This window comes from Olivibacter sp. SDN3 (assembly GCF_014334135.1).
In the GTDB taxonomy this organism is placed as follows: Bacteria; Bacteroidota; Bacteroidia; order Sphingobacteriales; family Sphingobacteriaceae; genus Olivibacter.
In genome coordinates, this window is the sequence record NZ_CP060497.1 from 2,062,052 (window position 1) to 2,086,375 (window position 24,324).

Genomic DNA, 24,324 nt, shown 5'->3' on the forward strand with positions numbered 1-24,324 from the left:
TTGCGCTGTTAGATCTTGTCAAGAATGTTGATAAGATGAAACATATCTTGTTTTGGTTTCTAAGCATCGTTCTTATTTTTATTAGCAGTATCCGTTGGAATGTAGGTACCGATTGGTATGCGTATACCGATTATTTCAGTAAGATAGAGGGTTATGTTGATAATCCGGAAACCAACACGATGGAGCGGGGGTTTACCTATCTTAACTACGTGGTGTACCAAATCACCGGGAGTTACACCGTATTGCTCGCCATCATGGCTATCCTTACTATAGGCATAAAAGCATCATTTATCTATAGGCACAAGCAGATCATGATGCTCGGTCTCTTTCTTTATTTCTGTTATTACATGGCAGATATTTTTGCGGTTCGTCAATATTTAGCCATCTCGATCACTTTACTTTCCATTCGTTATATCATTCAACGGCGCTTTACGCCATTTTTGTTGGTAATTATCGTTGCGGCGCTCGTGCATATCACCGCCGTGTTTTTTGTTTTTGCTTATTGGATTTACCCGATCCGTTATTCGCCCAAATGGATGTACAGCATTCTGCTGGTAGCACTGCTGTTAGGTTTCATGGATATCGGAGGTATTTTAACAAAAATTGCCATGAATATGGTAGGTGTTGATTCGCGTGTAGGCGACAAACTCTTGTTCTATGGTGAAGAGGGGGAGGAAATAACCGTTGGTAACCCCTATATTGCTTTTGCTATTGGTGTTGCTAAGCGAGCGCTCTTTCTGCCTATATTTATAGCGTTTCAACCTCATATAGATGCAGTAAACCGGCCACGTTATACAGGTTATCTAAATCTGCTTATATTTGGTAATATCATTTACCTCATGTTTATGCTAAGCTTGCCGGTTATGGCACGATTATCAACGGGTTTTCTGCTGTTTGAAATTTTCATATTAGGCTATCTGGTCGTATCCATTGCTGATAAGCGTTTGCGTATGCTGGCCTATGTGCTGGTTGTGCTTTTTGGAGCCTTCCGGCTGTATAACTTGATTTCTGTATATTGGGAACTATACGTTCCATTTGAGACTATTTTTGCACCAACTGATATCATACGTGAATAAGCGGGAGATATTTTTCATTGATCCTTTTATGATGGATGCCATGCATGCGCCTTTCAATGCCGCCATGTTACAGGTAATTGCCCAACTATACCCGAAATATCGGTTAACCGTATATACACATTCCTCGCATTATCGCTACCTGCAAGGTTACGGAGACATTCCTGCTCAGGTGCACCATCAGCCGATTTGGGTATTGCCTTTCCGTACCGGGAATAAATTTTGGTGGCTGTGTAAACTTTTGGTAGAATTATGCGTGATTACCCGACTGTTGATAAGGGCAAGGCGCAGACAGACAGCGCTCGTATATTTTGCGTTTCTTTCTCCCATAGGCCAGTACTTGGTAAGTTTTTATAGTCGCTATGTTTTTAGAAAACAGCACCTCTTGGTGCAATTGCACGGTTTAGATATTTTAACGCCTGCGCCACATCAAAAAAAGATAGATCGTATATATGCTTGGTTTATAAAGAAAGCATTTGCATTTAGGTGCACGCATAAGCGGTATCTGGTGATGGAGAAAAGTGCCATGAAATTCCTGCTTCATAAAGGCTATCTTTCCAGTGACACCATATCGTACGCACCACATCCCTACCATTTCGTCAAACAGCAACCGGTAGAAAGCCGACCATCCCACCCTTTGGTTTTTGCACATTTGGGTATTGCGCGTTTAAGTAAGCAATCGCATCTTTTTTTTAAACTGGCAGCCGCTTTTTCAGAAGATATTTCCCAAGGAAGAGTCATTTTTAGACTTGTTGGACAGGTGTTACCTGAAATGGCTCCCTATTTAAATGATTTTGTAGAGCGTGCACATACCACAGATATGTTAAGTCCTGCCGATTATCGTGAGGCTTTAAGTACTGCGCATTATGCCATTTTCTGTTATGATGTCGATGGTTATGAGCTCACCAGCAGCGGAGCCGTTATGGACGCGATAGCAGCTCGGATACCTATGCTGGCTATTCAAAATTCCTTATTTTTGCAATTATTTAATCAGAGTAAGGAGCCTCCGGGAATATTATACCCTAGTTATGAGGACCTGCAAGAAGGCTTAAAAAAATTAATAGCGCAACACCAGGATATCTATCCCCGGTTTTTACCTGCTTTTGATGATCTTCAGCATTATTATAGTATAGACCACGTAGTAGCATATACAAAGGAAGCCATAGCAGGGTGGGAAGACGTTCATCGAAATGACTGTTAGCATGCATCATCATCCATTAGTAAGCGTAGTTATACCTATGTACCAATCAGAAGCTACTATTCAGCGTGCCTTGACTTCGGTAGTCCGGCAAACGTATCGGCCTATGGAAGTTATTTTGGTAAATGATGGGAGTACAGATGCTTCGGTATCCCAGGCAGAAAGCTACATGGCATCGCATCAAGAAGAGCAGCTGTCTTTTCAGCTGCTCGATCAGGCCAATGGCGGAGCCTCTAAAGCCCGCAATACCGCTATGCGGCAGGCCAGTGGGAGGTATATTGCTTTGCTCGATGCCGATGACGAATGGGTGCCTGATAAAATAGCTCAGCAGATAGCCATCTTGGAAGCGCAGCCAAGCATTGACTTCTTGGGTACCACTCGTAATGGAGAGCGTTGGACAAGGTGGTTCTTTAAAAAGTTCGATCGGTTAACCGATATATCTGCCCGTTTGTTGCTTTACAAAACATTTTTTGCTACACCAACCGTCATTTTCAAACGTTCGGTATTATCAACCGTAGGTTATTTTGATGAGCAGCAATATCATTCGGAAGATGCCAACTATTGGATCCGGATATGTAAAGATCACCATTGTGTGTTGCTCAATGAAAGTTTAGTGTTAACCGGGGGCGGCAAGCCACATATTGGCCATTCGGGGCTCTCCTCTGATATTCGGGCCATGGCTGCAGGCGAAATAAAAAACATGGCACTCGGTTACCGATTAGGAATTGTAGGTAGATTAGAGTATCTATTGCTATTATTTTATTGCAAGATGAAGTATTTTCGCCGCATATTAGTCGTAAAGAGTAGAAAGAAATGAGTGTAACTGCGTCTATCGTATTATTTCACAATGATGTTCAAGAGGTAAGAGAAGCCATTGAAAGCTGTTTGTCATCCCCGCTGATCACCCGTCTGTATCTTATAGACAATTCCCAGACTGATATCTTTCGTGGGCTGGCAACAGACTCCCGTACCGTGTATAAACATTGTCCGGAAAACCGCGGATATGGCGCCGGGCATAATTTGGCTCTTCGGGAGATGCTTGATGTTGCCGATTATCACTTGGTGCTCAACCCGGATATCTCCTTTGGAGCGGGTGTGTTGGAAGCGCTTGTACATTTTATGTATACCAACGAAGATGTTGGATTGGTAATGCCAAAGGTTTACTACAAAGACGGCACCTTGCAACGCTTGTGTAAGCTCTTACCTACTCCTTTCAACCTTTTTGGCCGTCGTTTCGCTGCTGCAAGCAGTTGGGCGGAAAAGCTCAACCGTTCTTATGAGTTAGCTGATTTTAAATACGACCGCACAGTGGACATGCCAAACCTTTCAGGCTGCTTCATGTTTATGCGGACAGCGATCCTGAGAAAGGTAGGAGGTTTTGACCCAAGGTATTTTATGTATCTGGAAGACATTGATCTCGTGCGGCGCATCGGCCAAAAGGCGCGCACAGTCTTCTTTCCCGGTGTTGCCGTGCAGCATGGGTACCGAAAGCAGTCGTACCATAATAAGAAACTGATGCGTATACACATCCTGTCGGCCATCAAATACTTCAATAAGTGGGGATGGTTTTTTGATCGCTGGCGGAGGCAGAAAAATCGGGCGACTTTAGGCCTATTGCAAAAAAAGAAGTAAAAAACTTTATCTTTAGCCCTTCAATAGGGCTAGCTGTGTTTGTTGCTAGTTAAAAAATATTCAAGACAAAAAAATGAGTCATCAAAACCATACGTCTCCTGATAAACAGATTACCTTAAAGGAGCTAACGGACAAGGCAAAAGAAATTCTGCTTTATTTTCGTAAGAAGTGGTTCGTATTGGTCATAGCATTACTTGTTGGCGCGGTATTGGGCGTCTGTTACGCGGTTTTCAAAAAAGACGTGTATAAGGCCGAGCTAAGTTTCGTGCTGGCTGATCAGGCTGGTGGCGGAGGTGGATTGAGTGCATATGCGGGCATTGCTTCGCAGTTTGGTATCGATTTGGGCGGTATAGGCGAGAGCGGGGGCCTATTTAAAGGCGATAATATCATTGAATTTTTACGTTCGCGCCGGATAATCAGCGAAACATTGTTGAGCGAGGTCGTAATCGATGGTAAGGAAGAGGTATTGGCCAATCGTTATGCAATAGCTAACGGGATGTGGGCAGACTGGCAGGAAAAAGCCCATTTAAAAGATTTTCGTTTTGCGCTGGCAGATACCAATAACCGTAGGCAAGATAGTTTGATGCAGTTATTGTATCGGCATGCCCTTAAAAAAACCATTGTAGTAGCCAAACCAGACAAAAAGTTAAACATCATCCAGGTTACTACCAAGAGTACTGATGAGGCTTTTGCAAAATTATTTACGGAGGGCTTAATTGAGCGGGTGATGGATTTTTATGTGCGCACTAAAACAAAAAAAGAACAAGACAACCTTGATATTCTTACCCGGCAGGTTGATTCTGTGCGGAAAGAACTTTATAGTGCCATTGGTGGTGCAGCATCCGCTACCGATGCCCATCCTAATCCGAACAGGGCCTTGCAGCAGTTGCAGGTATCTACACAGCAACGCCGGGTAGATGTGCAGGCCAATACCACTATTTTAGGTGAATTGGTGAAAAACCAGGAGTTGGCCCGTATCAGTTTACGAAAAGAAATGCCCATTATTCAAGTTATAGACCGTCCGTTGTTTCCCTTGGAAAGCAATCATATCGGTCCCTTAAAAGGCGCTGTACTGGGAGCTTTGCTTATCGGCTTTTTGGTAGGCAGTATATTAATGGTACGGGTGCTTATCCGTTCAGGTGATTAAAAAGAGGGTGCTGATATGGCAAGTTTAGCATTGGTTACCGTATTGTATAAGAGCGATGATGTGCTTGAAGGATTTATCAAAAGTATTTCCCGGCAGTCTTTTACAGACTATCACTTATACGTTGTTGATAATTCTGCTGCACCCCACACGGATAGGTTACTCACGCAGCTTCTCACTACTTATCCGGTCTCGGCTTTTACCCATATCAGAAACGACGATAATTATGGTGCCGCTAAGGGTAATAATCAAGGTATAGCTGCGGCTTTGGCAGCAGACAGCAGTTATATCCTGTTGCTTAACAATGATATCGAAATCCCATCGCCACATCTTTTAGCACAACTTTTTCAGGAAGCTGTGCGGCGGCAGGAGCAGATTATTATTCCCAAGCTATTATACTACGATACCAGGGCTATCTGTATGGCAGGAGGTCACCTGAATCATCGTACTGCCGTGACGGTACATATTGGCGCCGGGGAGCCCGATGAAGGGCAGTATAATACACCCGGATATTGCAATTATGGGCCTACTACCTTTATGTTGCTGTCGCGTGAGGTATTAACGCGGGTGGGGTATATTGACGAGCGGTATTTTGCCTACTATGAAGATACCGATTTCATATATAGAGCTACCCAGTTGGGTTACAGCATTTATTATCAACCCCATTTAGAAGTGTTACATAAAGAGAGTTCCTTAACCGGCGGCTTACGATCGCCATTTTTTATTTACTATATCAATAGAAACCGACTGTATTTTATACGTAAAAATTTTAAAGGTTTACAAAAGGTTGGTGCTTTTGCTTCGATGGGGCTTGATTTTTTACGTATGTTTAGGCATTATAGTCATGTGCAGCGCAAAGTGTTGATCAAAGCCATGTGTTACGGTTTATTTGCTTCGTCACCGCAGGCGGGTGCAAATAAAAAATTAGCATCATATTTGCGTACGCGTATAAGCCTCAGTCGTTTGAACAATTTTAGGTAATACATGAGAACACCATTATATAAAATCCTATATACGATCACCTTCATTATAGGTTTCATTGCTTATGGTAAGGCCCAGGTGCTTCCGGTAGGTACACCCGTGCTGGAAGATTATTATCGACGTCAGCAATTATTGGGCAAGATCGATTCTACCGTTTCCTTCAGCATCCGTCCGCTAAACAATGCTGTGCTGCAGCTGCATGATATCTATGATCCCGATAGCGTTGCAAGTATTTCGCGGAGCATGCCCTGGCATAGAGAAGGGGTCGGCCTAGTGCAGTTGCTGCCCATTATCTGGCAGCATCAATATACCAGCGCATTTCCTACGGGCTACAACGATGGTGCAATGATACCCAATGTGGGTTATCAAACCTTTTTCAGTGCAGGTGTTTTTGCACAGTATAAATTTTTGAGTATACAACTTCGGCCGGAGCTTGTGTATGCCCAAAATAGTAGTTACCCAATTTTTACCGGGGGTAGCGAAAATGCGATGCGGGTGTGGTATGATCACTACAATAATATCGATATGCCAACGCGTTTTGGTAATGGGAGCTATACGCGGTTGCTACCAGGGCAAAGTAGTATCCGGGCGAATTTCGATCCGGTTTCCGTGGGTATCAGTACCGAAAATATCTGGTGGGGCCCGGGATTACGGAATTCGCTATTGATGAGTAATACGGCTCCAGGTTTTCCACATATTACGGTAAACAGTACAAGACCAATCCGTAGTAATATTGGATCTTTTGAAGGGCAAGTGATTGCCGGTAGGTTATCCGGTTCAGGTTTTGCTCCTCGGTCGGTTGATTCACCTAGCCCATTCGATTACCTCTATGAGCCAAAGTCTGATAGCTGGCGTTACATCGGAGGCGCCATTTTTTCCTATCAGCCCAAATGGGTGCCGGGCTTATTTTTAGGCGTATCGCAAAGTTTTACGGTATATCACGATCAGATGGGGAATAAGCTGAATGATTACCTGCCTTTTTTAGGACCTCGGTCGAGAGAGTCGCAGGTTGATGGTCCGATCAGTAACGAAGAGCAGCGTAATAGAGACCGCTACGCTTCGTTCCATGTCAGGTGGGTTTTACCAAAAGGGAAAGCAGAATTCTACGCCGAATATGGACGTAATGAATCCCCTTGGGGGCGTCGTGATAAGATTGTAGAGGCAGATCATGCACGGGCTTACGTCTTAGGTTTCCGTAAACTGGTACCACTGGGCGTTAACATGGGCAACGAAGAAAGAGACCACTTGCAGCTGGGTATTGAGCTTACACAGTTGGATAAAACCCGGACTTATCGCGTACGTGAATATCAAAGTTGGTATACCAGTAATATGGTAAGACATGGTTATACCCATTTAGGTCAACTTTTGGGAGCAGGTATCGGTCCGGGCAGTAATGTGCAGTCGGTTAACATTGCCTGGTTAAGAGGTAAGAAACAGCTCGGCCTAATGCTCGAGAGGCAAGAACAGCAAACCGATTTGTTTTATGGACTGCTAGCTTACGCTAGCGATTACAGAAGAAATTGGGTTAATCTGGCGGCTACTATTAACGGCGAGTGGGATTACAGGAATTTTCTGTTTATGGCGCAGATGCGGTTTATGAACGGACTGAATTTTAATTACGATATTGATTGGGATCCCAGTAGAACATTTTGGGATTTTACACCCGTAGATCAGTTTAACTTCCAAGCGCAGTTAGGTGTGATGTATCGGTTTTAGTTTTCGGTGAGGAAAAAAAGATGATCATGAAGTTTCGTTTAAAACGGTTTTTAATCTTATTAGTAGCGATAGCCTGTTATGTACCCCTACAGGCACAGGTGCTTCCTGTGGGCACGCCCTTGTTAGATGATTACTACCGTCGTCTACAGCTCTTGGGCAAGCTAGATTCTACCGTATCATTTAATGTAAGACCACTTACTAATCAGGTTTTGCAGCAAGAAAATATTTACGATCCGGAAGGGCTTCAGTCACGCGATAACAGTATTTATCACAGTAAAGACGGTAAAGGCATGGTACAGTTGCTGCCCGTGATGTGGCAAAACCAGGTCAATAGTAGTTTTCCCTATGGGTGGAACGATGCCGGTATGATCCCAGCTAAAGGTTATCAAACTATGTTAAGCGCAGGCTTCTACGCCGAGTATAAATTTTTAAGCGTACAATTCAGGCCCGAGTTTGTATATGCACAGAACAGCGATTTTCCTGGGTATGAAGGCAGCGAAGTAACCCATTGGAGCAAATGGTATTTCCATGCCAACCGCATTGATCAGCCTGAACGCTTTGGAACAGAGGCTTATACCCGCTTTTACCCGGGGCAAAGCAGTATCCGGTTAAATTTTCACCCGATCTCTATCGGTCTTTCTACCGAAAGTTTATGGTGGGGCCCCGGGATGAAGAATAGTCTACTGATGAGCAATAACGCACCAGGCTTTCCACACCTCACGATCAATACCACTCGGCCAATTCGTACCGCTATTGGGTCTTTCGAGGGCCAATTGGTTGGGGGGCGTTTGGATGCTTCTGGTTTTCCACCCACCACTTTGGGCAGGTCTCACTATTTGGATACATTATTATATCAACCTAAACCGGATGACTGGAGATATTTCTCGGGTTTGGTTTTGTCTTACCAACCCAAGTGGATTCCCGGACTGAGTTTAGGTCTTGTTAATGTGTTTACGGTCTACAATGAGCATATGGGTAATAAATTGGGCGACTATCTACCATTCCTCCCGTCTGGTTCGACCGCGCCAGATATAGACTGGACAGATCCCAATCTAGAGCATGATCAAGCGGCTCATGATGTCAATGTTTCGGTTTTTGCGCGTTGGGTAATTCCCGAAGCGCATTTTGAAATATATGGAGAATTCGCCCGTAACGACCGATCATATGATATGCGCGACCTCATTGTGCAGGCAGGACATTCCAGGTCATATATGTTCGGATTACGAAAAATGTTTCCTGTAAAAATAATTGAAGATAACGAGTGGATGCAGATCGCATTCGAAATGACACAGCTGGAGCCCTCAAAAAATGCAGATCTGCGTCCGGGAGGGCCAATGTACGGGCATTTTATTGTGAGAGATGGCTACACCAATAGGGGGCAGGTTTTAGGGGCAGGAATCGGTTATGGTAATAATTCACAGACTTTGAACGTTTCATGGTTGCAGGGTATGAAACAACTAGGGGTACAGTTTGAGCGCTTAGTGCATAACAATGCATTATTTTATGAATTGATCGCCGATAGGCGTAGGAATTGGGTCGATTACAGTTTTGGGGCCTATGGAGAATATGATTACAAAAACTTTATTTTTACAGGAAAGTTGAATCTAACGCATGCCAGAAACTATCAGTATCAGATAGGGGATAGCAGGAGCTTGTGGAATTTTGCCAAAAGAGATCGGAACAATTTACATCTGCAAGTAGGCATGATGTACAGATTTTAAATAAAAACAAACTAATAGAGAGATTAGAAGAAGGTAAGCTGGTATATAAATAAATCAGTATGTTTGTAATATTTATTTTACATAAGCATTGTGCAGCGTATAGGCCAACAATGCCGTTTAGAATTGAAAGTATTTCTTAAAAAAAACTTTTATTTATTTAATGTATTCCAGTAAGATAAGAGCAAAGGCCATACATGATCGAAACCAAAACCGCCTGCCATGAATTTAATACTTAGATTGATAGCAGAGAAAATCCGTTTGATTAAACAGAACAATAGGAAATTAATTCGCATATTTGCGGCACTAAACTAAGGTTCATTTTGAGTATTCTTGATAAATAAGAAATCAGCAATTAATTATCCTTTTAAATTATATGAGAAATTCACTTGGAATTCTTTTTATACTTCTTTTATTTCTTGCTTCTTGCGGATCGAAAAGAAATTTGGTCTACTTCAGTGATCTACGAGATTCGGGAGCAGTGAAAAGCGCTATTCAAGCTATTCCTCCCACTAAAATTCAAGCTGGAGATATTTTACGTATTACTGTAAACTCCTTAAACCCAGAGTCTAATACCTTGTTTAATAGTGGCACGCTACAAACCTTGGACGGTTCTAGAAACAGCAGTAATCAGGGTGCACCATTAGGTTCCGAAGGGTATCTGGTAGATCAGGATGGATACATCAGTTTCCCGGTAATCGGACAGATAAAGCTATCAGGTTTAACAAGAGATGAGGCGCGGAGGGAGATGCTCAAACGAGTGGGCGAGTATGTAAAAGATCCTATTATTAATGTGCGTTTCGTTAACTTTAAAGTAACCGTGATTGGTGAAGTTGCCCAACCATCTACGTTTAACATCCCGAACGAACGGGTAAACATTTTGGAAGCTTTGGGTATGGCAGGGGATATGACACCTTATGGCCGCCGTGAAAACATTCTTTTGATACGGGAAGAGGCCGGTGAGCGTACCACAGTGCGCATAAACTTAGGCCATAAGGATATTATGGATTCACCTTATTTCTATTTAAGGCAGAACGACATTCTTTATGTGGAGGCCACAAAATACCGTGATCCAAGTGCAGACAGAACATTGCGAATTATAACAGCCGTTGCATCATCATTAACAGCTGTGGGCCTATTTATAACAAGAGTATTTTAATATTTTCCTTTTTTCATGAACGAACAGAACAAAGTAATGCAAGAGGAATCAGGAACCCATATCAAGGCTATTCTCTTAAATTATCTAAGGCATTGGAAATGGTTCCTAATCTCTTTTATCTCGTTTATATTAATTGCCTTTCTTTACCTGAAGTATACCATACCTCAGTGGGAGATGACGACAGTTTTATTGATAAAGGATGATAAAAGGGCTCCCAGTACCGGGGGCGGCGCTTTTGCCGATTTAGACATGTTTCAATCCAATCAGAACATCAGTAACGAGATCGAGGTTATGAAGGGTAAAACCTTGATGCAACGGGTATTGAAGGAATTGCGCTTAGAGACGAGTTATTATTTGGAGGAGATGTTCAGTACCAAAGAATTGTACGGTAAAGATTTACCTATAAACCTTACCATTCACCGATTAGATACTACTGCCTATGCGCTGGATGGAGGGGTGCTCCTGGAAGTTCTGGATAATAATCAATTTGAGCTGTCTTACGAAGATGTCGAGAAAAACGAAAATGTTAAGAAGAAATACAGTTTTGGTAAGCAGATAAAAGAGCCTTTTGGTAGTTTTACGGTTATCCGGTCAGGAGAAGTTAAGGCCGGCCAACACATCCGTGTATTATTTCATGATTTGGTTAAGCTAGCCTCTTTCTATACCAGAGAGATTGATATTGAGATGGTCAATAAAGATGCGAGTGTTCTTACCTTGAGTTTAGTTCATGAAAACATCGACAAAGGCGTTGCCATCCTGAATAAATTAGTGCAGGTATATAACCGCGAAGCAGTTGAGGATAAAAATCAATTGGCCGATAAAACCATCAGTTTCATCGATGAGCGCCTTTCGTTTCTGGTTGTTGAGTTGTCTGACGTTGAAAAAAATGTAGAACGTTATAAGCGTGAGCATCAGATCACCAATGTGAGTGCGGAGGCTCAACAATATTTACAGGAGGCCGGCGAGTACAACCGAAAAGTGGCTGAATCCGAGACACAGTTCAGTATACTGGAGTCTATTGAACAATATCTTGATAATAAGCAAAATGAACTGGTACCCAGTGCATTAGGTTTGCAAGATCCTACCCTGAACGAACTTATTGGCAGGTTCAATGAGTTACAGCTCGAAAGGCAAAGGCTTGTACGTACCACACAGGCGAGCAGTCCGTTAGTACTGAGTTTGGATGAGCAGCTGGTAAATTTGCGTGTAAACATTTTAGAGAATTTAAGGAATATTAAAAACAGTATTCAGATTACTTTAAACAATCTGAAAAACAGTTCCGGTCAATTTAGGACACGCATTCAGGATGTACCCAGCATCGAGCGGAACTTATTGGAAATACAACGTGAGCAGGGTATTAAATCTAATCTGTATTCTTACCTCTTGCAAAAAAGGGAAGAGTCGTCTATTTCGCTGGCTTCTGCCGTACCGAACACACGTATTATTGACGCGGCTATGCCGGGCGATCGACCAGTTAAACCGAAAAGATCGTTGGTATTACTGTTCTCGTTTATTTTTGCCATCGGAACACCTATTGGTATTCTCTATCTAAAAGAACTGTTGAACGACCGGGTAACCCTTATGAAAGATGTCCATGATGTCGTACCTGTTCCGGTATTGGGAGAGCTCGTTCATAGCAACGATGGAGAAGACACACTGGTAGTCAGAAAATCAAGCCGTACACCACTGGCAGAGCTCTTTCGTTTAATCCGTACCAATCTGCAATTTGCCACCTTGGGCAAAGAGAATAAGATTGTCATGGTTACCTCCAGTATGACGCGCGAAGGGAAAACCTTCTTTAGCATTAACCTCGGAGCAAGTATGGCGCTGACGGGCAAGAAGGTTGTCTTGTTGGAATTTGATATCCGTAAACCTAAATTGATCAGTGATTTAAAGATAGCTAAACCGTCTAAAGGAATTACCAACTTTTTGGTCGACACCAAGTTGCAGGTAGACGATCTGGTGAAAGCCACTGGTTTGGTCGATAATTTATTTGTTGTAGGGGCTGGCCCTATTCCGCCCAACCCGGCAGAACTGTTATTAAGTCCCCGCATTGATGAGCTATTTAATATTTTGAGGGAAAGATTTGACTATGTCATCGTTGATACCTCTCCGGTAGGTCAGGTAGCCGATGCTTTTACATTGGCTAAACAAGCCGATATGAGCGTTTACATGATACGTTATAATTATACCTGGAAACAGCAACTTAACATTGTGAAAGATGTTTATGAAAATAAGAAGATGCCTAACTTAAATGTCGTGCTGAACGATGCCAAAGAAGAAAATTCCTATGGTTATGGCTATGGTTATGGCTACGGTTATGGTTATGGGGCAGAGTTAGATGAAAAAGAAGGTTGGTTGATACGCATAAAGAGGTATTTAAAACGAGGATAGTGGGTGGTTTTTTTGATAAATTTAATTAATCGATAATCAATGAGCACAAGAACCGAAGCGCAGCAAGCAGAAAAAAGAATAGCTATTATAGGTTTAGGATATGTTGGATTACCTTTAGCTATAGCGTTTGGTAAGCAATACGATGTTTTAGGTTTTGATATCAATACATCAAGGGTTGATGAGTTAAGTGAAGGTAAAGACCGTACACAGGAAGCTAATCTAGAAGAGCTGAAACAGGTTATTACACTTAAAAAAGATCCACAGCGCAATATTGGATTAGGTTTTTCATCTGATTGCGAAGATTTGAGCAAATACAATATTTTTATTGTGACAGTGCCCACTCCTATCGATCAATTTAAATCCCCTGATTTAAGGCCTCTAATCAAAGCTTCCGAAATGATCGGATCGGTACTTAAAAAGGGCGACGTGGTCATTTACGAATCAACGGTCTATCCCGGTTGTACTGAAGAAGATTGTGTGCCTGTACTGGAGCGCGTTTCAGGTTTAAGCTTCAATAGAGACTTTTTTGCTGGCTATTCACCTGAGCGGATCAATCCCGGTGATAAAATAAATACCCTGACAAAGATCAAGAAGGTAACCTCGGGTTCTACCTCGGAGATCGCCACGGTTGTCGATGATCTGTATCGTTCCATTATAGATGCCGGTACCCATAAGGCTCCCAGTATCAAGGTGGCAGAAGCTTCTAAGGCTATCGAAAATGCGCAGAGAGATGTGAATATTTCCTTTGTTAATGAGCTCGCATTAATTTTTGATCGTATTGGTATTGATACTAATGATGTGATTGAAGCAGCGGGTACTAAGTGGAATTTCCTGAAATATAAGCCAGGATTAGTCGGTGGGCATTGCATTGGGGTAGATCCCTATTACTTAGCGCATAAGGCACAGGCTTTGGGTTACCATCCTCAGGTAATTTTATCTGGGCGTCGGGTAAACGATAATATGGGATCTTTTGTTGCTAACAAGGTTGTTAAATTAATGATCGAAAAGGAGCATAAAATCAAAGGAGCTCGAGCGCTTATCATGGGTGTCACCTTTAAAGAAAATTGTCCTGACGTAAGAAATACCCGGGTGGTAGATATCTATCATGAGCTGGTACAATTTGGATTGGTAGTGGATGTTTTCGATCCATGGGCTGATGCCACAGAGGTTAAGGAAGAATATAACGTAGATATTCTGAATCAATTGGACAAATCAATTCTATATGATGCCATTGTCGTGGCGGTATCCCATGATGAATTTTTAACCTATGATTTCCAAACGATTAAACGTAATAACGGAGTTATATTTGATACCAAAGGGTGTTTAGACCGAGCATTGGTAGACGGCAGATTATAGGGTCAGGTAGATACTTTTTCTACATTATGAGTGGCATAAAGGGAAAAATCTTATCAGGTGTATTTTGGAGTAGCTTACAGGTTATTATCAATCAGATTTTCTCATTTCTGGTACGTTTGATACTGGCTAAATTACTTTTCCCTGAGCAGTTCGGTGTTGTGGGGATGGCCACCGTAATTATCGGGTTCGTGCAGGTTATAAACGACTTGGGTATCGGTGCCTCATTGGTGCAGAAACGAGATGCCGACCTTCGCGAGGAGCATTACCACACCGCTTTTTGGACTGGTGTATTGTGGGCGATTTTTCTGTATTTATTGATGGCAATCGTTGCGAGTGGTTTGGTGGCAAATTTTTATGATCAACCCATCTTAAAACAACTGACACCGTTTCTCAGCTTAGGGATTCTCTCCAGCCCTGTCAATTTGGTTCACAAGGCCAGGTTAACCAAGGCAATGGAATTTAAGAAGATGGCGCTTATCGAAAATACTTCGAGTATTGTATCGGGCATTTTATCCATTATGCTTGCTTGGTTAGGCTTTGGTATCTGGTCATTAGCCTTCAATTCGGTAGCAACCATTATTTTGGCAATACCCCTGTATTTCAGAGCCACAGCGTGGAAGCCACAATTGATTTGGAGTAGGGACGCTTTCAACGAAGTCTTCGGTTTTGGTATTTACACTACCGGAACCAATATTGTAAATTATTTAATGTCAAATTTTGACTACCTGGTTATCGGGAAGTTGGTTAGTGCCAAAGCTTTAGGTGCCTATGCCTTCGCTTTTGTATTAACAGATACGTTCAGAGGTAGACTCATGACTATTATCAATAAGGTCATGTATCCCGTTTATGGCAAGTTGCAGGATGATCCGGGAGCATTAAAAAAATACTATTTAAAAACTGTCAATTACAATAGTCTGCTTATTTTTCCGATAATGGCATTTATGGTGTCTCTAGGTGATTTATTTATTATCCATATTTTTGGAAATAAATGGAGCGAAGCCATTGACCCTTTGGCGATACTGTCACTGTCGGTTATGATACATATGATGGTCAACAGCAATACGGCATTGATAAGAGGTATGGGGCGGCCGCAGCTGGAACTTATTTTGCAGATTGTTAAAATGGTCATATTTTTGCCGACACTTTATATCGGTATCCGATACAATGGCATTGTCGGTGCGGCGTGGGCGGTGGTAATCAACAAGGTGATTGCCGTAATTATAGCACAATATACGTTTAATCGCTTATTACATATAAAGATCAGTACCTTAACTTTTTTAACAGCAGTAAAAAATCCATGGATAGCATCCATCATAGCCTATAGTAGTCTGTACGTTATACGAACTTATACAAATTTTAATTTTTGGGTTTTATCAGTACTTTTTTTTATTGTATATGTTGTTAGTATATGGTTGTTAATGGGTACGGAATTGAGTAGTCAATTAAAAGATATTAAACAATCTTTCAAACAGAGGAAGGGGCATGTTAAGTCGCATTAAAAAGAAAATTATTACTCTTGCTAAAAGGGCCATTGAACGGCGTGGGCACAAGTCTGTATTTTGGGCACGCATATACTATTGCTTTTTAGACCCATCATTTAAACGCGAGTTCTACGCAGCGTTGAAAGGTAAGCTTAAACACCTGTCGGATATTGAACATAAGCAAGCCAACTATTATTTATTGACGAGAAATATCCACCGTATAGAAAAAGGGCTGCTCATGAAAACTCGAAAGCCAGTCTTTGCAAAAGACTATATACAAGAAACGATCGAGAGTTTCGAATTGATTTATAAAGAGGCCGAAAATAATGCTAATCAACAGGTCAAGTGGTTTCATGATGTGTTGGAGAATTATTTTTCAGCTTGTGCTCCCGATCCGCACATCGATATTTTTCGTACACGGTTTAATTCGATTACCCAAAATTATCCACTGTCTGTTAATCATCACGATTTAGATCGGAAATATGTCCCATATAAACGTGTGTTAAATGGAGAGAGGTCTTCAGCTATTAGTTACCGTGATTTTTATATCCTGTCCAAGCAACGACGTTCCGTTCGATGGTTTACGGACCAGCCTGTTCCCAGAGATTTGATAGATCAGGCGATCTTGGCTGCGATAGAGGCACCTTCTGCCTGTAATAGGCAACCTTTTGAATTTCGCGTTATTGATGATCCCGAGATGGTACACCGAGTTGCTTCGATCCCGATGGGCACCAAGGGGTATGCAGAAAACATACCGGTTCTTGTTGTTGTTGTTGGAAATTTAGATGCCTATTTTGATGAGCGCGATCGGCATGTGATATACATTGATTCTTCCTTAGCATCTATGGCTTTTATGTATGCCCTTGAAACCTTAGGCTTGAGCAGCTGTGCAATCAATTGGCCTGATATAGAGGTAAAAGAAAAACAAATGGAAAAAGTTCTCAAACTTGATAAATATCAACGGCCTATTATGTGCATCGCGGTAGGTTATCCCGATGTAGAGGAGCGTGTTGCCTATTCTGCAAAAAGACCTATAGAGATGATTCGGAAATACAATTAGTTATGATCAGCAATAGAGAAATAAATATTGAGATAAGAGGGGTAAGCTTTGTAAATAAGGGCGCAGAGTTGATGTTGAATGCCGTCATTCAACAAATCAGGAAGCGGTACCCTAATGCTAAAATGGCAATGGAACTCAATATCGGAAAAGATAGGCAGTTTATAGAAACACAATATCAAAAAATCAGAAGCTATGGATTATATGTGAAGCCTTCTGGCAGGAGGTATAAAATTCCTGCAGCACTATTTGCTGCTCTTTTTCTACGGTTCTCCAAAATGCGCGCCCACTTGTTGCCTGAAAAAGATATTCATGTGGTGTTAGACGCTTCCGGTTTTGCTTTTGGTGATCAATGGGGAGCAACCTTTGCGAAGAAGAGGCTTTCGGATGACATTGAAAAATGGAAGTTAGCAGGGAAAAAAATCATTCTACTGCCACAAGCTTTTGGTCCTTTCGGTAAGCATGATGTGGTAAAAGAGGTGAATAAAATTATCCACAATGTCGATCTCGTATTTGCCCGCGATAAGCTATCATATGAACATCTAAAAGCGCTATCTGGTGCGGATGGTCTTACATATTTACGCCCGGATTTCACCAACTTGTCCCTTGGAGAGAAACCGATAAGTTTTGATCAAAACAAATACCAGGTAGCTGTCATACCTAACTTTAAAATGCTTAATGGTGGAGAAAACGCTGCGGCCTATCTTCATTTATTAAAAGAGATCGTAACAGGCATCCAAAAACGGGGTTATACGCCTTTTTTCCTCATGCATGAAGGTAAAAAAGATGAAGATATTGCGTTGAAAGTCAACAGTACCTTAGCCCAACCTCTAGCCATTATTTGGGAGGAAAATCCCTTGAAACTTAAAGGGATTATTGGCGCAGTTCATGGTGTTGTCACGTCGAGGTTTCATGGCTTGGTAAGTGCATTGTCACAAGGAGTTCCAAGTTTAGCCACCAGCTGGAGCCATAAGTATGAGATGCTCTTAGCAGACTATGCTTATAGCGAAGCACTCGTAAAACCTCCCTATCAAGATCTGGAACAAAAAATAGACTTGTTGCTGGACGAAGACAAACACGCTTCCATTCGGGCGAAACTCCGAGAAAAAGCAAGTATCGAGAAAGAGAAAAGTGTAGAGATGTGGGAACAGGTATTTAAAGTCGTTGATTCTTAAATTGTTTTACTTATGAATAAGGGCCAGGTATCTATTATCATTCCGGTATATAACAGCGAAGTATATATACAAGATACCCTTCAATCTATTTTGGCACAACGTTATCAGCACTGGGAATGTCTATGTGTGGACGATGGATCTACGGATTCGAGTTTGGCACTTTTACGTAGCTTTGCGCTGAAAGATAAGCGGATAAATGTTGTATCAAGGCCCGATCATTTACCTAAAGGGGGCAATAGTTGCAGAAATTATGGCTTTAGCAAAACTTCGGGAGAATTTGTACAATGGTTCGATAGCGATGATCTGATGCATCCTGAAATGCTCTCGGCTAAAGTTGAGCAGTTGCAACGATATGAAGACTATAATTATGTCATCTGCCGGACGGCCTACTTTTACGATGATCGGATTGATGAACGCTCTTTTTATGATCAACATTTGGATACCGACAATATATACGTCGATTATTTAACTTTTAAGACAAAGTTTTTTACACCGGGTCCGTTGTTCCGACGAGATTTTCTCCATCCAATGGAGCTCTTCAACCAAGGTCTAAAGCGTCATCAGGAGAAAGAGTTTTTTTTTAGGGTTGTTTTGCGAGATAAAAGATATCGTATTGTTGACGAGGCCTTTATCTTGCGGAGAATGCATCACGATCAATTGAGTGAGAACGTTAACCGCTCGGCCGATAAATCAAAATTTGAGTTTGTGGCCAATGTATTTAATTATGAAAATTTTGTCTTGTCGCAAGTGCGCGACAGATCCGTTACTATATATTTTAAAGATTTTTTTTTCAAATATATTCGTCGCTTTGTGAGAGAGGGTAATTTTAAGTATGCCGTCCGGTCGTTATATAGGTACATTAAAATAATAGTTCGCAATCAGGGGTAATTTATGTTAATATGGCAAAGGGTTAGGTTACCAGCATCATCATGATTACAGTTATTTGTCCGTTATATAATAAAGAAAAATACATCGCACGAACTATTGAAAGTGTGCTTGCCCAATCGTACCCAGATTGGGAGTTGTTGTTGGTAGACGATGGTTCTACCGATGAATCTTTAGCAATTGCCCGGTCTTATCAAACAGCACATCCTGGCAATATACAAGTCCTACGGCGGGAAGATTATCATTCGGCTAAAAGCGGAGCCAATGTGTGTCGTAATATAGGTTTGGAACAAGCTAAGGGAGATTATGTACTTTTCTTAGATGCGGATGATCTGTTATTACCACATTGTCTAAGTCAACGCGCGGTAGCCGTGGAAAAAATGCCAAGTTATGCACTTTATGTGTTCAATGTTGCCTATTGTAAAGGAGCCGATGCCCGTCCTTACGCCAAATTAAAGCCATCAAGTAAAGAAGTCACCCGTTATCAGCAAGCCAATAACAAACGAGAATACTTTTTGAGGAAATTCTTAACTTTTGATTTGCCATGGCATACCTCAGGCCCAATCTGGAAGCAAGCATTTCTTCAAGAAAGGGGAGGCTTTAACGAAGATTTTCAGCGTTTACAGGACCCGGAGTTGCATACGCGTATCTTATTGCAGGCAGATGCTCAATTGAAATACCTCATGGATGTTACCGATCATGACATTTTACATCGAAAAGATGATGAACGTACGGTTTGGGACGAGCATGCTTTTTTTGAGAAGCAATTTCAGGCTTTTTGTCAATTTATTGATTACTTTGTACCTATCATTGAGCAGCAGTCATTTGCTAAACGGGCCATGCAAGGGTATCTGCTGGAGGTAGAAAAATTAGCTTATCGGTATTTGAGAGATAATTATTCAATCGCTTTGAAAGTAATAGTGAAAAACAAAATGGAAGCCTTTTATGCCCGCAGTAATGTGAAAATACTTGTAGATGGTAAATTCGGTTTATTTCGGCGCTTACTCAGGCTATTGCGCACTGAAGTGAGCTATCAGTTGAAAATACCGGGTGTACTGATCCGCTTGTACAAGAGTACCCTTTAATTCTATAGAGAAGCATGAGAAACTCACTCGATTATAGTTATTCCGGTCAAACAGATAATGTACCGTTGGTCAATGCAGATAAAGCTAAGGTTTCCGGCGTATCATTCAGGGCCATGCTGATGATATTGTTAGCTATTTGTCTAACAATTACCTATATCGAGTATAGTTTTGCTTTTTTCTGTTTTTCGGCTTTTTGGATAAGCTTAGGAGTGATGATCATCTTTTTTTCATTTGACAAAAAGCATCAGCTACAATCTTTTCGACTGTTTTTTCTTTTTTTTACGGTTTACCTCATATACATGGTAGTAACCAATTATGTCTATGTTAAAGATCCGCATGTTGATATTTTTTATAATCCAGATAGTGTTAAATTTTTCTCACGCATCGATTATCTTTCGAAAATAGGATCATCTAAAAACATGTACCATTGGATGGAGGGGTTCTACGTAGGTGATTGGAAAGGTTTTGGCGCCATTATATGGGTAATTGCTATGATTACCACCAACCTTTTTGACGAGCCAAACAGCCTGTTGATTCAAAAATTACAGATTGTATTCCTGTCTACAATGGTCATAGTGTTGGTATATAATTTATCACTAAAATATCTTACCCGTAAACAGGCTTGGAACGCAACTATTGCTTTTGGGCTTCTCTCGCATGTGATGGTGTTTTCCGGTGTGTTTATGCGCGATATTTACATGGTTTTTATTTATACGATGGGTTTTTATATTTTATTTAATAAGTGGAAACCTGTCAACCTGCTCGTATTAATTCTATTAGGGGTTTTCGCTTGGCATATCCGATCGCACAATGGCCTTTTCTTCCTTTGTTTTATAGCGCTTTATATTTATTTACATATTCGGAATAAGCAACCCAAGATCGCCAAATTCCTATTTGTCACTACCTTGATATTAACGGTAGCGTTGGTTGTTACCTTTAATTTTACCGCAGTTACTGGCGATACTTCCGATGAATTGTCTACCTATCAGAATTATCACGAAGGAAAACTTGAAGAAGCGACCGGGTTAACTGCCGTCATTTTGCGGGCACCTGTATTTGCGAGGCCCATTCTTATGATTACGTTAAGCCAGATTTATCCCTTTCCAGTTTATCGGGGCATGTACGTCAACTATATCGATACCTACCAATATTTGTTATTTCCGTTATGTATTGCAGAAATTTTTTGGATATATGTATGGGTGTTTGTTTTGTATGGTTTCTATAAAAAAAGCTATCGTACAATTATTCCGCAGCATTTAAAATACTGTTTGGCTATTGCTTTACTCTATATCGTGGCTGCGGGAGCCACTTCCTATGAGTTCAGGCGCTTAATGGCAGTGTATCCTGTCATTTTCCTAACTGCGGCTGTTTTTTATTATAATTTGCCAGAGGGGAAAGTGAAATTTCTAAAGAAACGAACCACTTGGGGATATATAGGTGTCTTCGCCGCTTACCTGTTACTAACCGTTATGCGGTAGGCACTAATTTTTTAAAAAAAGATAGGATCATTAAATGAAGTCAGAAAGGATAATTGTTTGTTTTACCAATTCGTATCCTTACGGAAACAGAGAGACTTACTTTGAAACCGAGTTAGGTTATTTAGCCAATCATTTTGATAAAGTTATCATTCTTCCAAAATACAATCCGTATAAAACAGGTATTAGGCGTGCTATACCGAAAAACGCAGAGGTTTGGCCACCGCTGGTTCCACAAGGTAAGGTCACGCGTATTTTTAAAGGAATATTTAATCTAAGTCCTTTTTCCTTTTATATCAGGGAGTTTTTCCAAAAAAAGGTGTACCGTTCTTCTAAACATGTTCTTATCTGGGGATGGTCTTTAATTATGTTCCGTATTTTCTACCAGCGGGCAAAGCCTATATTGCAGCAGTTTGGCAACGCAGCCATATGGTATTCATATTGGGCCGAAGCACCTCTTTTTATTACAAAATTTGCAAGCAACTACAAAAAGGCGGTGCGGATGCATCGGGGTGATTTTTATGTTAGTGAATATGGTGGATATTTGCCATTGCGTCAACAGATTTATGATGCGGCTGATCTGTTGCTCCCGATTTCGGAAAATATCGCCTCCATGCTAGAAAAAGATTATAAGATTGATGAAAGCAAAGTAATGGTTAACTATTTAGGTGTAGAGAGAAATATATCATCTCCACCCGATGTATTATCTGTAGAAAACAATATGCTCCGCGTTGTATCCTGTAGTAGAATAGATCCCATCAAACGAGTAGATTTGCTTGCGGAGACCGTTCTGGCAGTGAAAGATAGGCAGATAGAATGGCATCATTTTGGCGATGGAACGGAATTTGTTAAAGTTAAATGTATAATTGAAGATTTACCAGATAATATTAAAGTTTTTTTACACGGATGGGCCGAGCAAAAGCAAATACTTGATTTTTATAAAAAACATAATGTTACCTGGTTTGTCAATGTAAGTAAACACGAGGGTGTTCCAGTAAGCATAATGGAGGCGATGTCGTTTGGTATACCTGTCATAGCCACTGATGCCGGTGCCACTCGAGAGTTGGTTAATAAAGACAACGGGTTTCTATTGGCCTTGGATGATGGAGTCGAAAGGATTAAAGCATTACTATTGAGAGACAATGGTGCGGTTTATCTCTCAAAAAGACGTCAGGCCTTTCTAACGTGGGAAGATAAATTTAATGCCGAGGCTAATTTCACTACACTTGCCCAAAGATTTTTAGAACTTTAGCATCATTAGCGCTGGCAGAAGATATTCTATAAATATGTTATAAATTAAAATTGTAATTATGATGTTACTTAAAAGAACGATTAAAGCAATACAATGTATAAGCATGGCCGTCTTCCTCATGTGTTGCACAACAACTGTCGACGGTCAACAGTTACAGACCTATATATCCAACCCCGAAGTTCTCGAATCCAATTTGGAATTTTTACAGAAAGGCAATAATGCCAGTGTAAAACAGGCGATCGAGTTATTAAAAGCCCAGGGAAATACTATTATGAAACGTCAACCGCGTTCAGTTGTTGAAAAGTCATATGTTCCACCTAGTGGCGATAAACATGATTTTGTCAGTTTAGCCGGGTATTATTGGCCAGATCCAAAGAAGAAAGACGGCTTACCTTATATTCACAAAGATGGTCAGTGGAACCCCGAGGCATCAAAAATAAAAGATCGATCAGATCTCATACAGATGAGTAAGGATGTAAGAGCCCTAGGTACTTTATATTACTATACCAAAGATGAGCAGTATGCAAAAAAAGCTACTGAGTTTTTAACGAGGTGGTTTTTAAATGACAAAACTAAAATGAACCCTAATTTGCAATTCGGGCAAGGCGTTCGGGGTGTCAATGAAGGCCGTTCAGTTGGAATGGTTGATACACGCGACCTTGTAGACTTACTGGATGGTGTTCAGCTCTTATCGGGATCTCAGGCATGGACCGCATCCAATAATAACCAACTGAAAGCATGGTTCAAAGACTATCTCAACTGGATGTTAACCAGTAATATTGGGAAAAGCACACAAAATATTACGAACAATATCGGTACTGCGTATCTCGCACAGGTTGTATGTTTTTCGGTATATACCGATCAACCCCAGATTGGTCGTAAGTATTTTGATCAGATGTTGCCCAAATTGTTTGATGATCAATTTGAGAGTGATGGAAAGCAGCCGCATGAGTTGAAGCGGAAAGATGCCTGGATGTATTCTAACTCCAATCTAAATCAATGGATGAAGCTGTTGCAGCTCGCGCGTTTGGTAGATTTTGATTTATGGGGATACAGCTACAAAGGGAAGAGTTTAGAAAAGGCTTATAGCTGGATGTTACCTTACTCGGAAGGTAAAGCACAGTGGACTTACGGTAAAAAAGAGGGAGTTGATATGCGGGCCACATTTGAAGCAAACAGAAAAAGGGCCGAACTACATCGCGCAACCGGCGGTGCTGAACTTAGTGTACGGAGAAACGTTGCTAATGCCAAAACAAGTGTAGCTAACGCAAAACAAGGAGTGCTTAAGTTGATCTCAGGCAAATCTTCTGAAAACAATACTGCTAGCGCTACTGCCAAGACAACCATTACCAACAGTAATGCACTCAGCTTTCTTACAGAAGTTAATTTCTAGTTTTAACAAGATCTCACCTGTAAGTATATTGCCCAAAAAATGGAGATTTACAGATGATTTAATTTTAACAAAATCATCTGTAAATCTCCATTTTCGGATTTTTATAGAGAACTTTGCTTTTTGGAAAGCATAGCTCTTTGAGTGGGCAAG

At 41.2% G+C, this 24,324-nt stretch carries 19 protein-coding genes; all 19 read left to right on the forward strand.

The window, feature by feature from the left end; all coding sequences use genetic code 11:
• The first annotated feature begins 35 nt into the window (after positions 1-35).
• Positions 36-1,076: an EpsG family protein gene (locus H8S90_RS08440; RefSeq protein ID WP_187342114.1), complete on the forward strand. Its 1,041-nt coding sequence runs from the start codon at positions 36-38 to the stop codon at positions 1,074-1,076.
• Positions 1,036-2,274, forward strand: a complete 1,239-nt coding sequence (locus H8S90_RS08445; RefSeq protein WP_222852262.1) for a hypothetical protein — start codon at positions 1,036-1,038, stop codon at positions 2,272-2,274. Before H8S90_RS08440 ends, H8S90_RS08445 begins: the two co-directional genes overlap by 41 nt.
• Before the next feature lies 1 nt (position 2,275).
• The gene (locus tag H8S90_RS08450; RefSeq protein WP_187342116.1) at positions 2,276-3,088 is read left to right on the forward strand and encodes a glycosyltransferase family 2 protein; all 813 of its coding nucleotides are present in this window, start codon (positions 2,276-2,278) and stop codon (positions 3,086-3,088) included.
• Positions 3,085-3,903, forward strand: coding sequence for a glycosyltransferase (locus tag H8S90_RS08455; RefSeq protein ID WP_187342117.1), 819 nt, complete (start codon positions 3,085-3,087; stop codon positions 3,901-3,903). The genes H8S90_RS08450 and H8S90_RS08455 overlap by 4 nt, the downstream gene beginning before the upstream one ends.
• 73 nt (positions 3,904-3,976) lie before the next feature.
• Entirely contained in the window at positions 3,977-5,050 is a 1,074-nt protein-coding gene (locus H8S90_RS08460; RefSeq protein ID WP_187342118.1) for a lipopolysaccharide biosynthesis protein, read from the forward strand.
• A 15-nt stretch (positions 5,051-5,065) separates the two neighbouring features.
• Positions 5,066-6,028, forward strand: coding sequence for a glycosyltransferase family 2 protein (locus tag H8S90_RS08465; protein WP_187342119.1), 963 nt, complete (start codon positions 5,066-5,068; stop codon positions 6,026-6,028).
• 3 nt (positions 6,029-6,031) lie between these two features.
• Positions 6,032-7,744, forward strand: coding sequence for a capsule assembly Wzi family protein (locus H8S90_RS08470; RefSeq protein WP_187342120.1), 1,713 nt, complete (start codon positions 6,032-6,034; stop codon positions 7,742-7,744).
• Between the two features lie 26 nt (positions 7,745-7,770).
• On the forward strand, positions 7,771-9,465 hold the full coding sequence (locus tag H8S90_RS08475; RefSeq protein ID WP_255501870.1) for a capsule assembly Wzi family protein: 1,695 nt from the start codon (positions 7,771-7,773) through the stop codon (positions 9,463-9,465).
• 373 nt (positions 9,466-9,838) lie between these two features.
• Complete coding sequence (locus H8S90_RS08480; RefSeq protein ID WP_187342122.1) at positions 9,839-10,621, forward strand: polysaccharide biosynthesis/export family protein; 783 nt, start codon at positions 9,839-9,841, stop codon at positions 10,619-10,621.
• A 15-nt stretch (positions 10,622-10,636) separates the two neighbouring features.
• Entirely contained in the window at positions 10,637-13,015 is a 2,379-nt protein-coding gene (locus tag H8S90_RS08485; RefSeq protein ID WP_187342123.1) for a tyrosine-protein kinase, read from the forward strand.
• A 39-nt stretch (positions 13,016-13,054) separates the two neighbouring features.
• On the forward strand, positions 13,055-14,371 hold the full coding sequence (locus H8S90_RS08490) for a nucleotide sugar dehydrogenase (RefSeq protein ID WP_187342124.1): 1,317 nt from the start codon (positions 13,055-13,057) through the stop codon (positions 14,369-14,371).
• 26 nt (positions 14,372-14,397) lie between these two features.
• Complete coding sequence (locus tag H8S90_RS08495; RefSeq protein ID WP_187342125.1) at positions 14,398-15,870, forward strand: lipopolysaccharide biosynthesis protein; 1,473 nt, start codon at positions 14,398-14,400, stop codon at positions 15,868-15,870.
• On the forward strand, positions 15,854-16,912 hold the full coding sequence (locus H8S90_RS08500; protein ID WP_187342126.1) for a nitroreductase family protein: 1,059 nt from the start codon (positions 15,854-15,856) through the stop codon (positions 16,910-16,912). Before H8S90_RS08495 ends, H8S90_RS08500 begins: the two co-directional genes overlap by 17 nt.
• A gap of 2 nt (positions 16,913-16,914) precedes the next feature.
• Positions 16,915-18,084, forward strand: a complete 1,170-nt coding sequence (locus tag H8S90_RS08505) for a polysaccharide pyruvyl transferase family protein (protein ID WP_187342127.1) — start codon at positions 16,915-16,917, stop codon at positions 18,082-18,084.
• A gap of 12 nt (positions 18,085-18,096) precedes the next feature.
• Positions 18,097-18,972, forward strand: a complete 876-nt coding sequence (locus H8S90_RS08510; RefSeq protein ID WP_187342128.1) for a glycosyltransferase family 2 protein — start codon at positions 18,097-18,099, stop codon at positions 18,970-18,972.
• 41 nt (positions 18,973-19,013) lie between these two features.
• Positions 19,014-20,054: a glycosyltransferase family 2 protein gene (locus H8S90_RS08515; protein ID WP_187342129.1), complete on the forward strand. Its 1,041-nt coding sequence runs from the start codon at positions 19,014-19,016 to the stop codon at positions 20,052-20,054.
• A 14-nt stretch (positions 20,055-20,068) separates the two neighbouring features.
• On the forward strand, positions 20,069-21,532 hold the full coding sequence (locus H8S90_RS08520) for a hypothetical protein (protein ID WP_187342130.1): 1,464 nt from the start codon (positions 20,069-20,071) through the stop codon (positions 21,530-21,532).
• 34 nt (positions 21,533-21,566) lie between these two features.
• On the forward strand, positions 21,567-22,781 hold the full coding sequence (locus tag H8S90_RS08525) for a glycosyltransferase (RefSeq protein ID WP_187342131.1): 1,215 nt from the start codon (positions 21,567-21,569) through the stop codon (positions 22,779-22,781).
• Positions 22,782-22,839: 58 nt separating this feature from the next.
• Positions 22,840-24,174: an alginate lyase family protein gene (locus H8S90_RS08530; RefSeq protein ID WP_187342132.1), complete on the forward strand. Its 1,335-nt coding sequence runs from the start codon at positions 22,840-22,842 to the stop codon at positions 24,172-24,174.
• Positions 24,175-24,324: the final 150 nt, after the last annotated feature.

Excerpts from the sequence above, each read along its gene's own strand:
- H8S90_RS08440 (WP_187342114.1), top strand. The coding sequence starts at position 36 with ATGAAACATATCTTGTTTTGGTTTCTAAGCATCGTTCTTATTTTTATT.
- H8S90_RS08450 (WP_187342116.1), top strand. The coding sequence starts at position 2,276 with ATGCATCATCATCCATTAGTAAGCGTAGTTATACCTATGTACCAATCA.
- H8S90_RS08455 (WP_187342117.1), top strand. The coding sequence starts at position 3,085 with ATGAGTGTAACTGCGTCTATCGTATTATTTCACAATGATGTTCAAGAG.
- H8S90_RS08460 (WP_187342118.1), top strand. The coding sequence starts at position 3,977 with ATGAGTCATCAAAACCATACGTCTCCTGATAAACAGATTACCTTAAAG.
- H8S90_RS08465 (WP_187342119.1), top strand. The coding sequence starts at position 5,066 with ATGGCAAGTTTAGCATTGGTTACCGTATTGTATAAGAGCGATGATGTG.
- H8S90_RS08470 (WP_187342120.1), top strand. The coding sequence starts at position 6,032 with ATGAGAACACCATTATATAAAATCCTATATACGATCACCTTCATTATA.
- H8S90_RS08475 (WP_255501870.1), top strand. The coding sequence starts at position 7,771 with ATGAAGTTTCGTTTAAAACGGTTTTTAATCTTATTAGTAGCGATAGCC.
- H8S90_RS08480 (WP_187342122.1), top strand. The coding sequence starts at position 9,839 with ATGAGAAATTCACTTGGAATTCTTTTTATACTTCTTTTATTTCTTGCT.
- H8S90_RS08485 (WP_187342123.1), top strand. The coding sequence starts at position 10,637 with ATGAACGAACAGAACAAAGTAATGCAAGAGGAATCAGGAACCCATATC.
- H8S90_RS08490 (WP_187342124.1), top strand. The coding sequence starts at position 13,055 with ATGAGCACAAGAACCGAAGCGCAGCAAGCAGAAAAAAGAATAGCTATT.
- H8S90_RS08495 (WP_187342125.1), top strand. The coding sequence starts at position 14,398 with ATGAGTGGCATAAAGGGAAAAATCTTATCAGGTGTATTTTGGAGTAGC.
- H8S90_RS08500 (WP_187342126.1), top strand. The coding sequence starts at position 15,854 with ATGTTAAGTCGCATTAAAAAGAAAATTATTACTCTTGCTAAAAGGGCC.
- H8S90_RS08505 (WP_187342127.1), top strand. The coding sequence starts at position 16,915 with ATGATCAGCAATAGAGAAATAAATATTGAGATAAGAGGGGTAAGCTTT.
- H8S90_RS08510 (WP_187342128.1), top strand. The coding sequence starts at position 18,097 with ATGAATAAGGGCCAGGTATCTATTATCATTCCGGTATATAACAGCGAA.
- H8S90_RS08515 (WP_187342129.1), top strand. The coding sequence starts at position 19,014 with ATGATTACAGTTATTTGTCCGTTATATAATAAAGAAAAATACATCGCA.
- H8S90_RS08520 (WP_187342130.1), top strand. The coding sequence starts at position 20,069 with ATGAGAAACTCACTCGATTATAGTTATTCCGGTCAAACAGATAATGTA.
- H8S90_RS08525 (WP_187342131.1), top strand. The coding sequence starts at position 21,567 with ATGAAGTCAGAAAGGATAATTGTTTGTTTTACCAATTCGTATCCTTAC.
- H8S90_RS08530 (WP_187342132.1), top strand. The coding sequence starts at position 22,840 with ATGATGTTACTTAAAAGAACGATTAAAGCAATACAATGTATAAGCATG.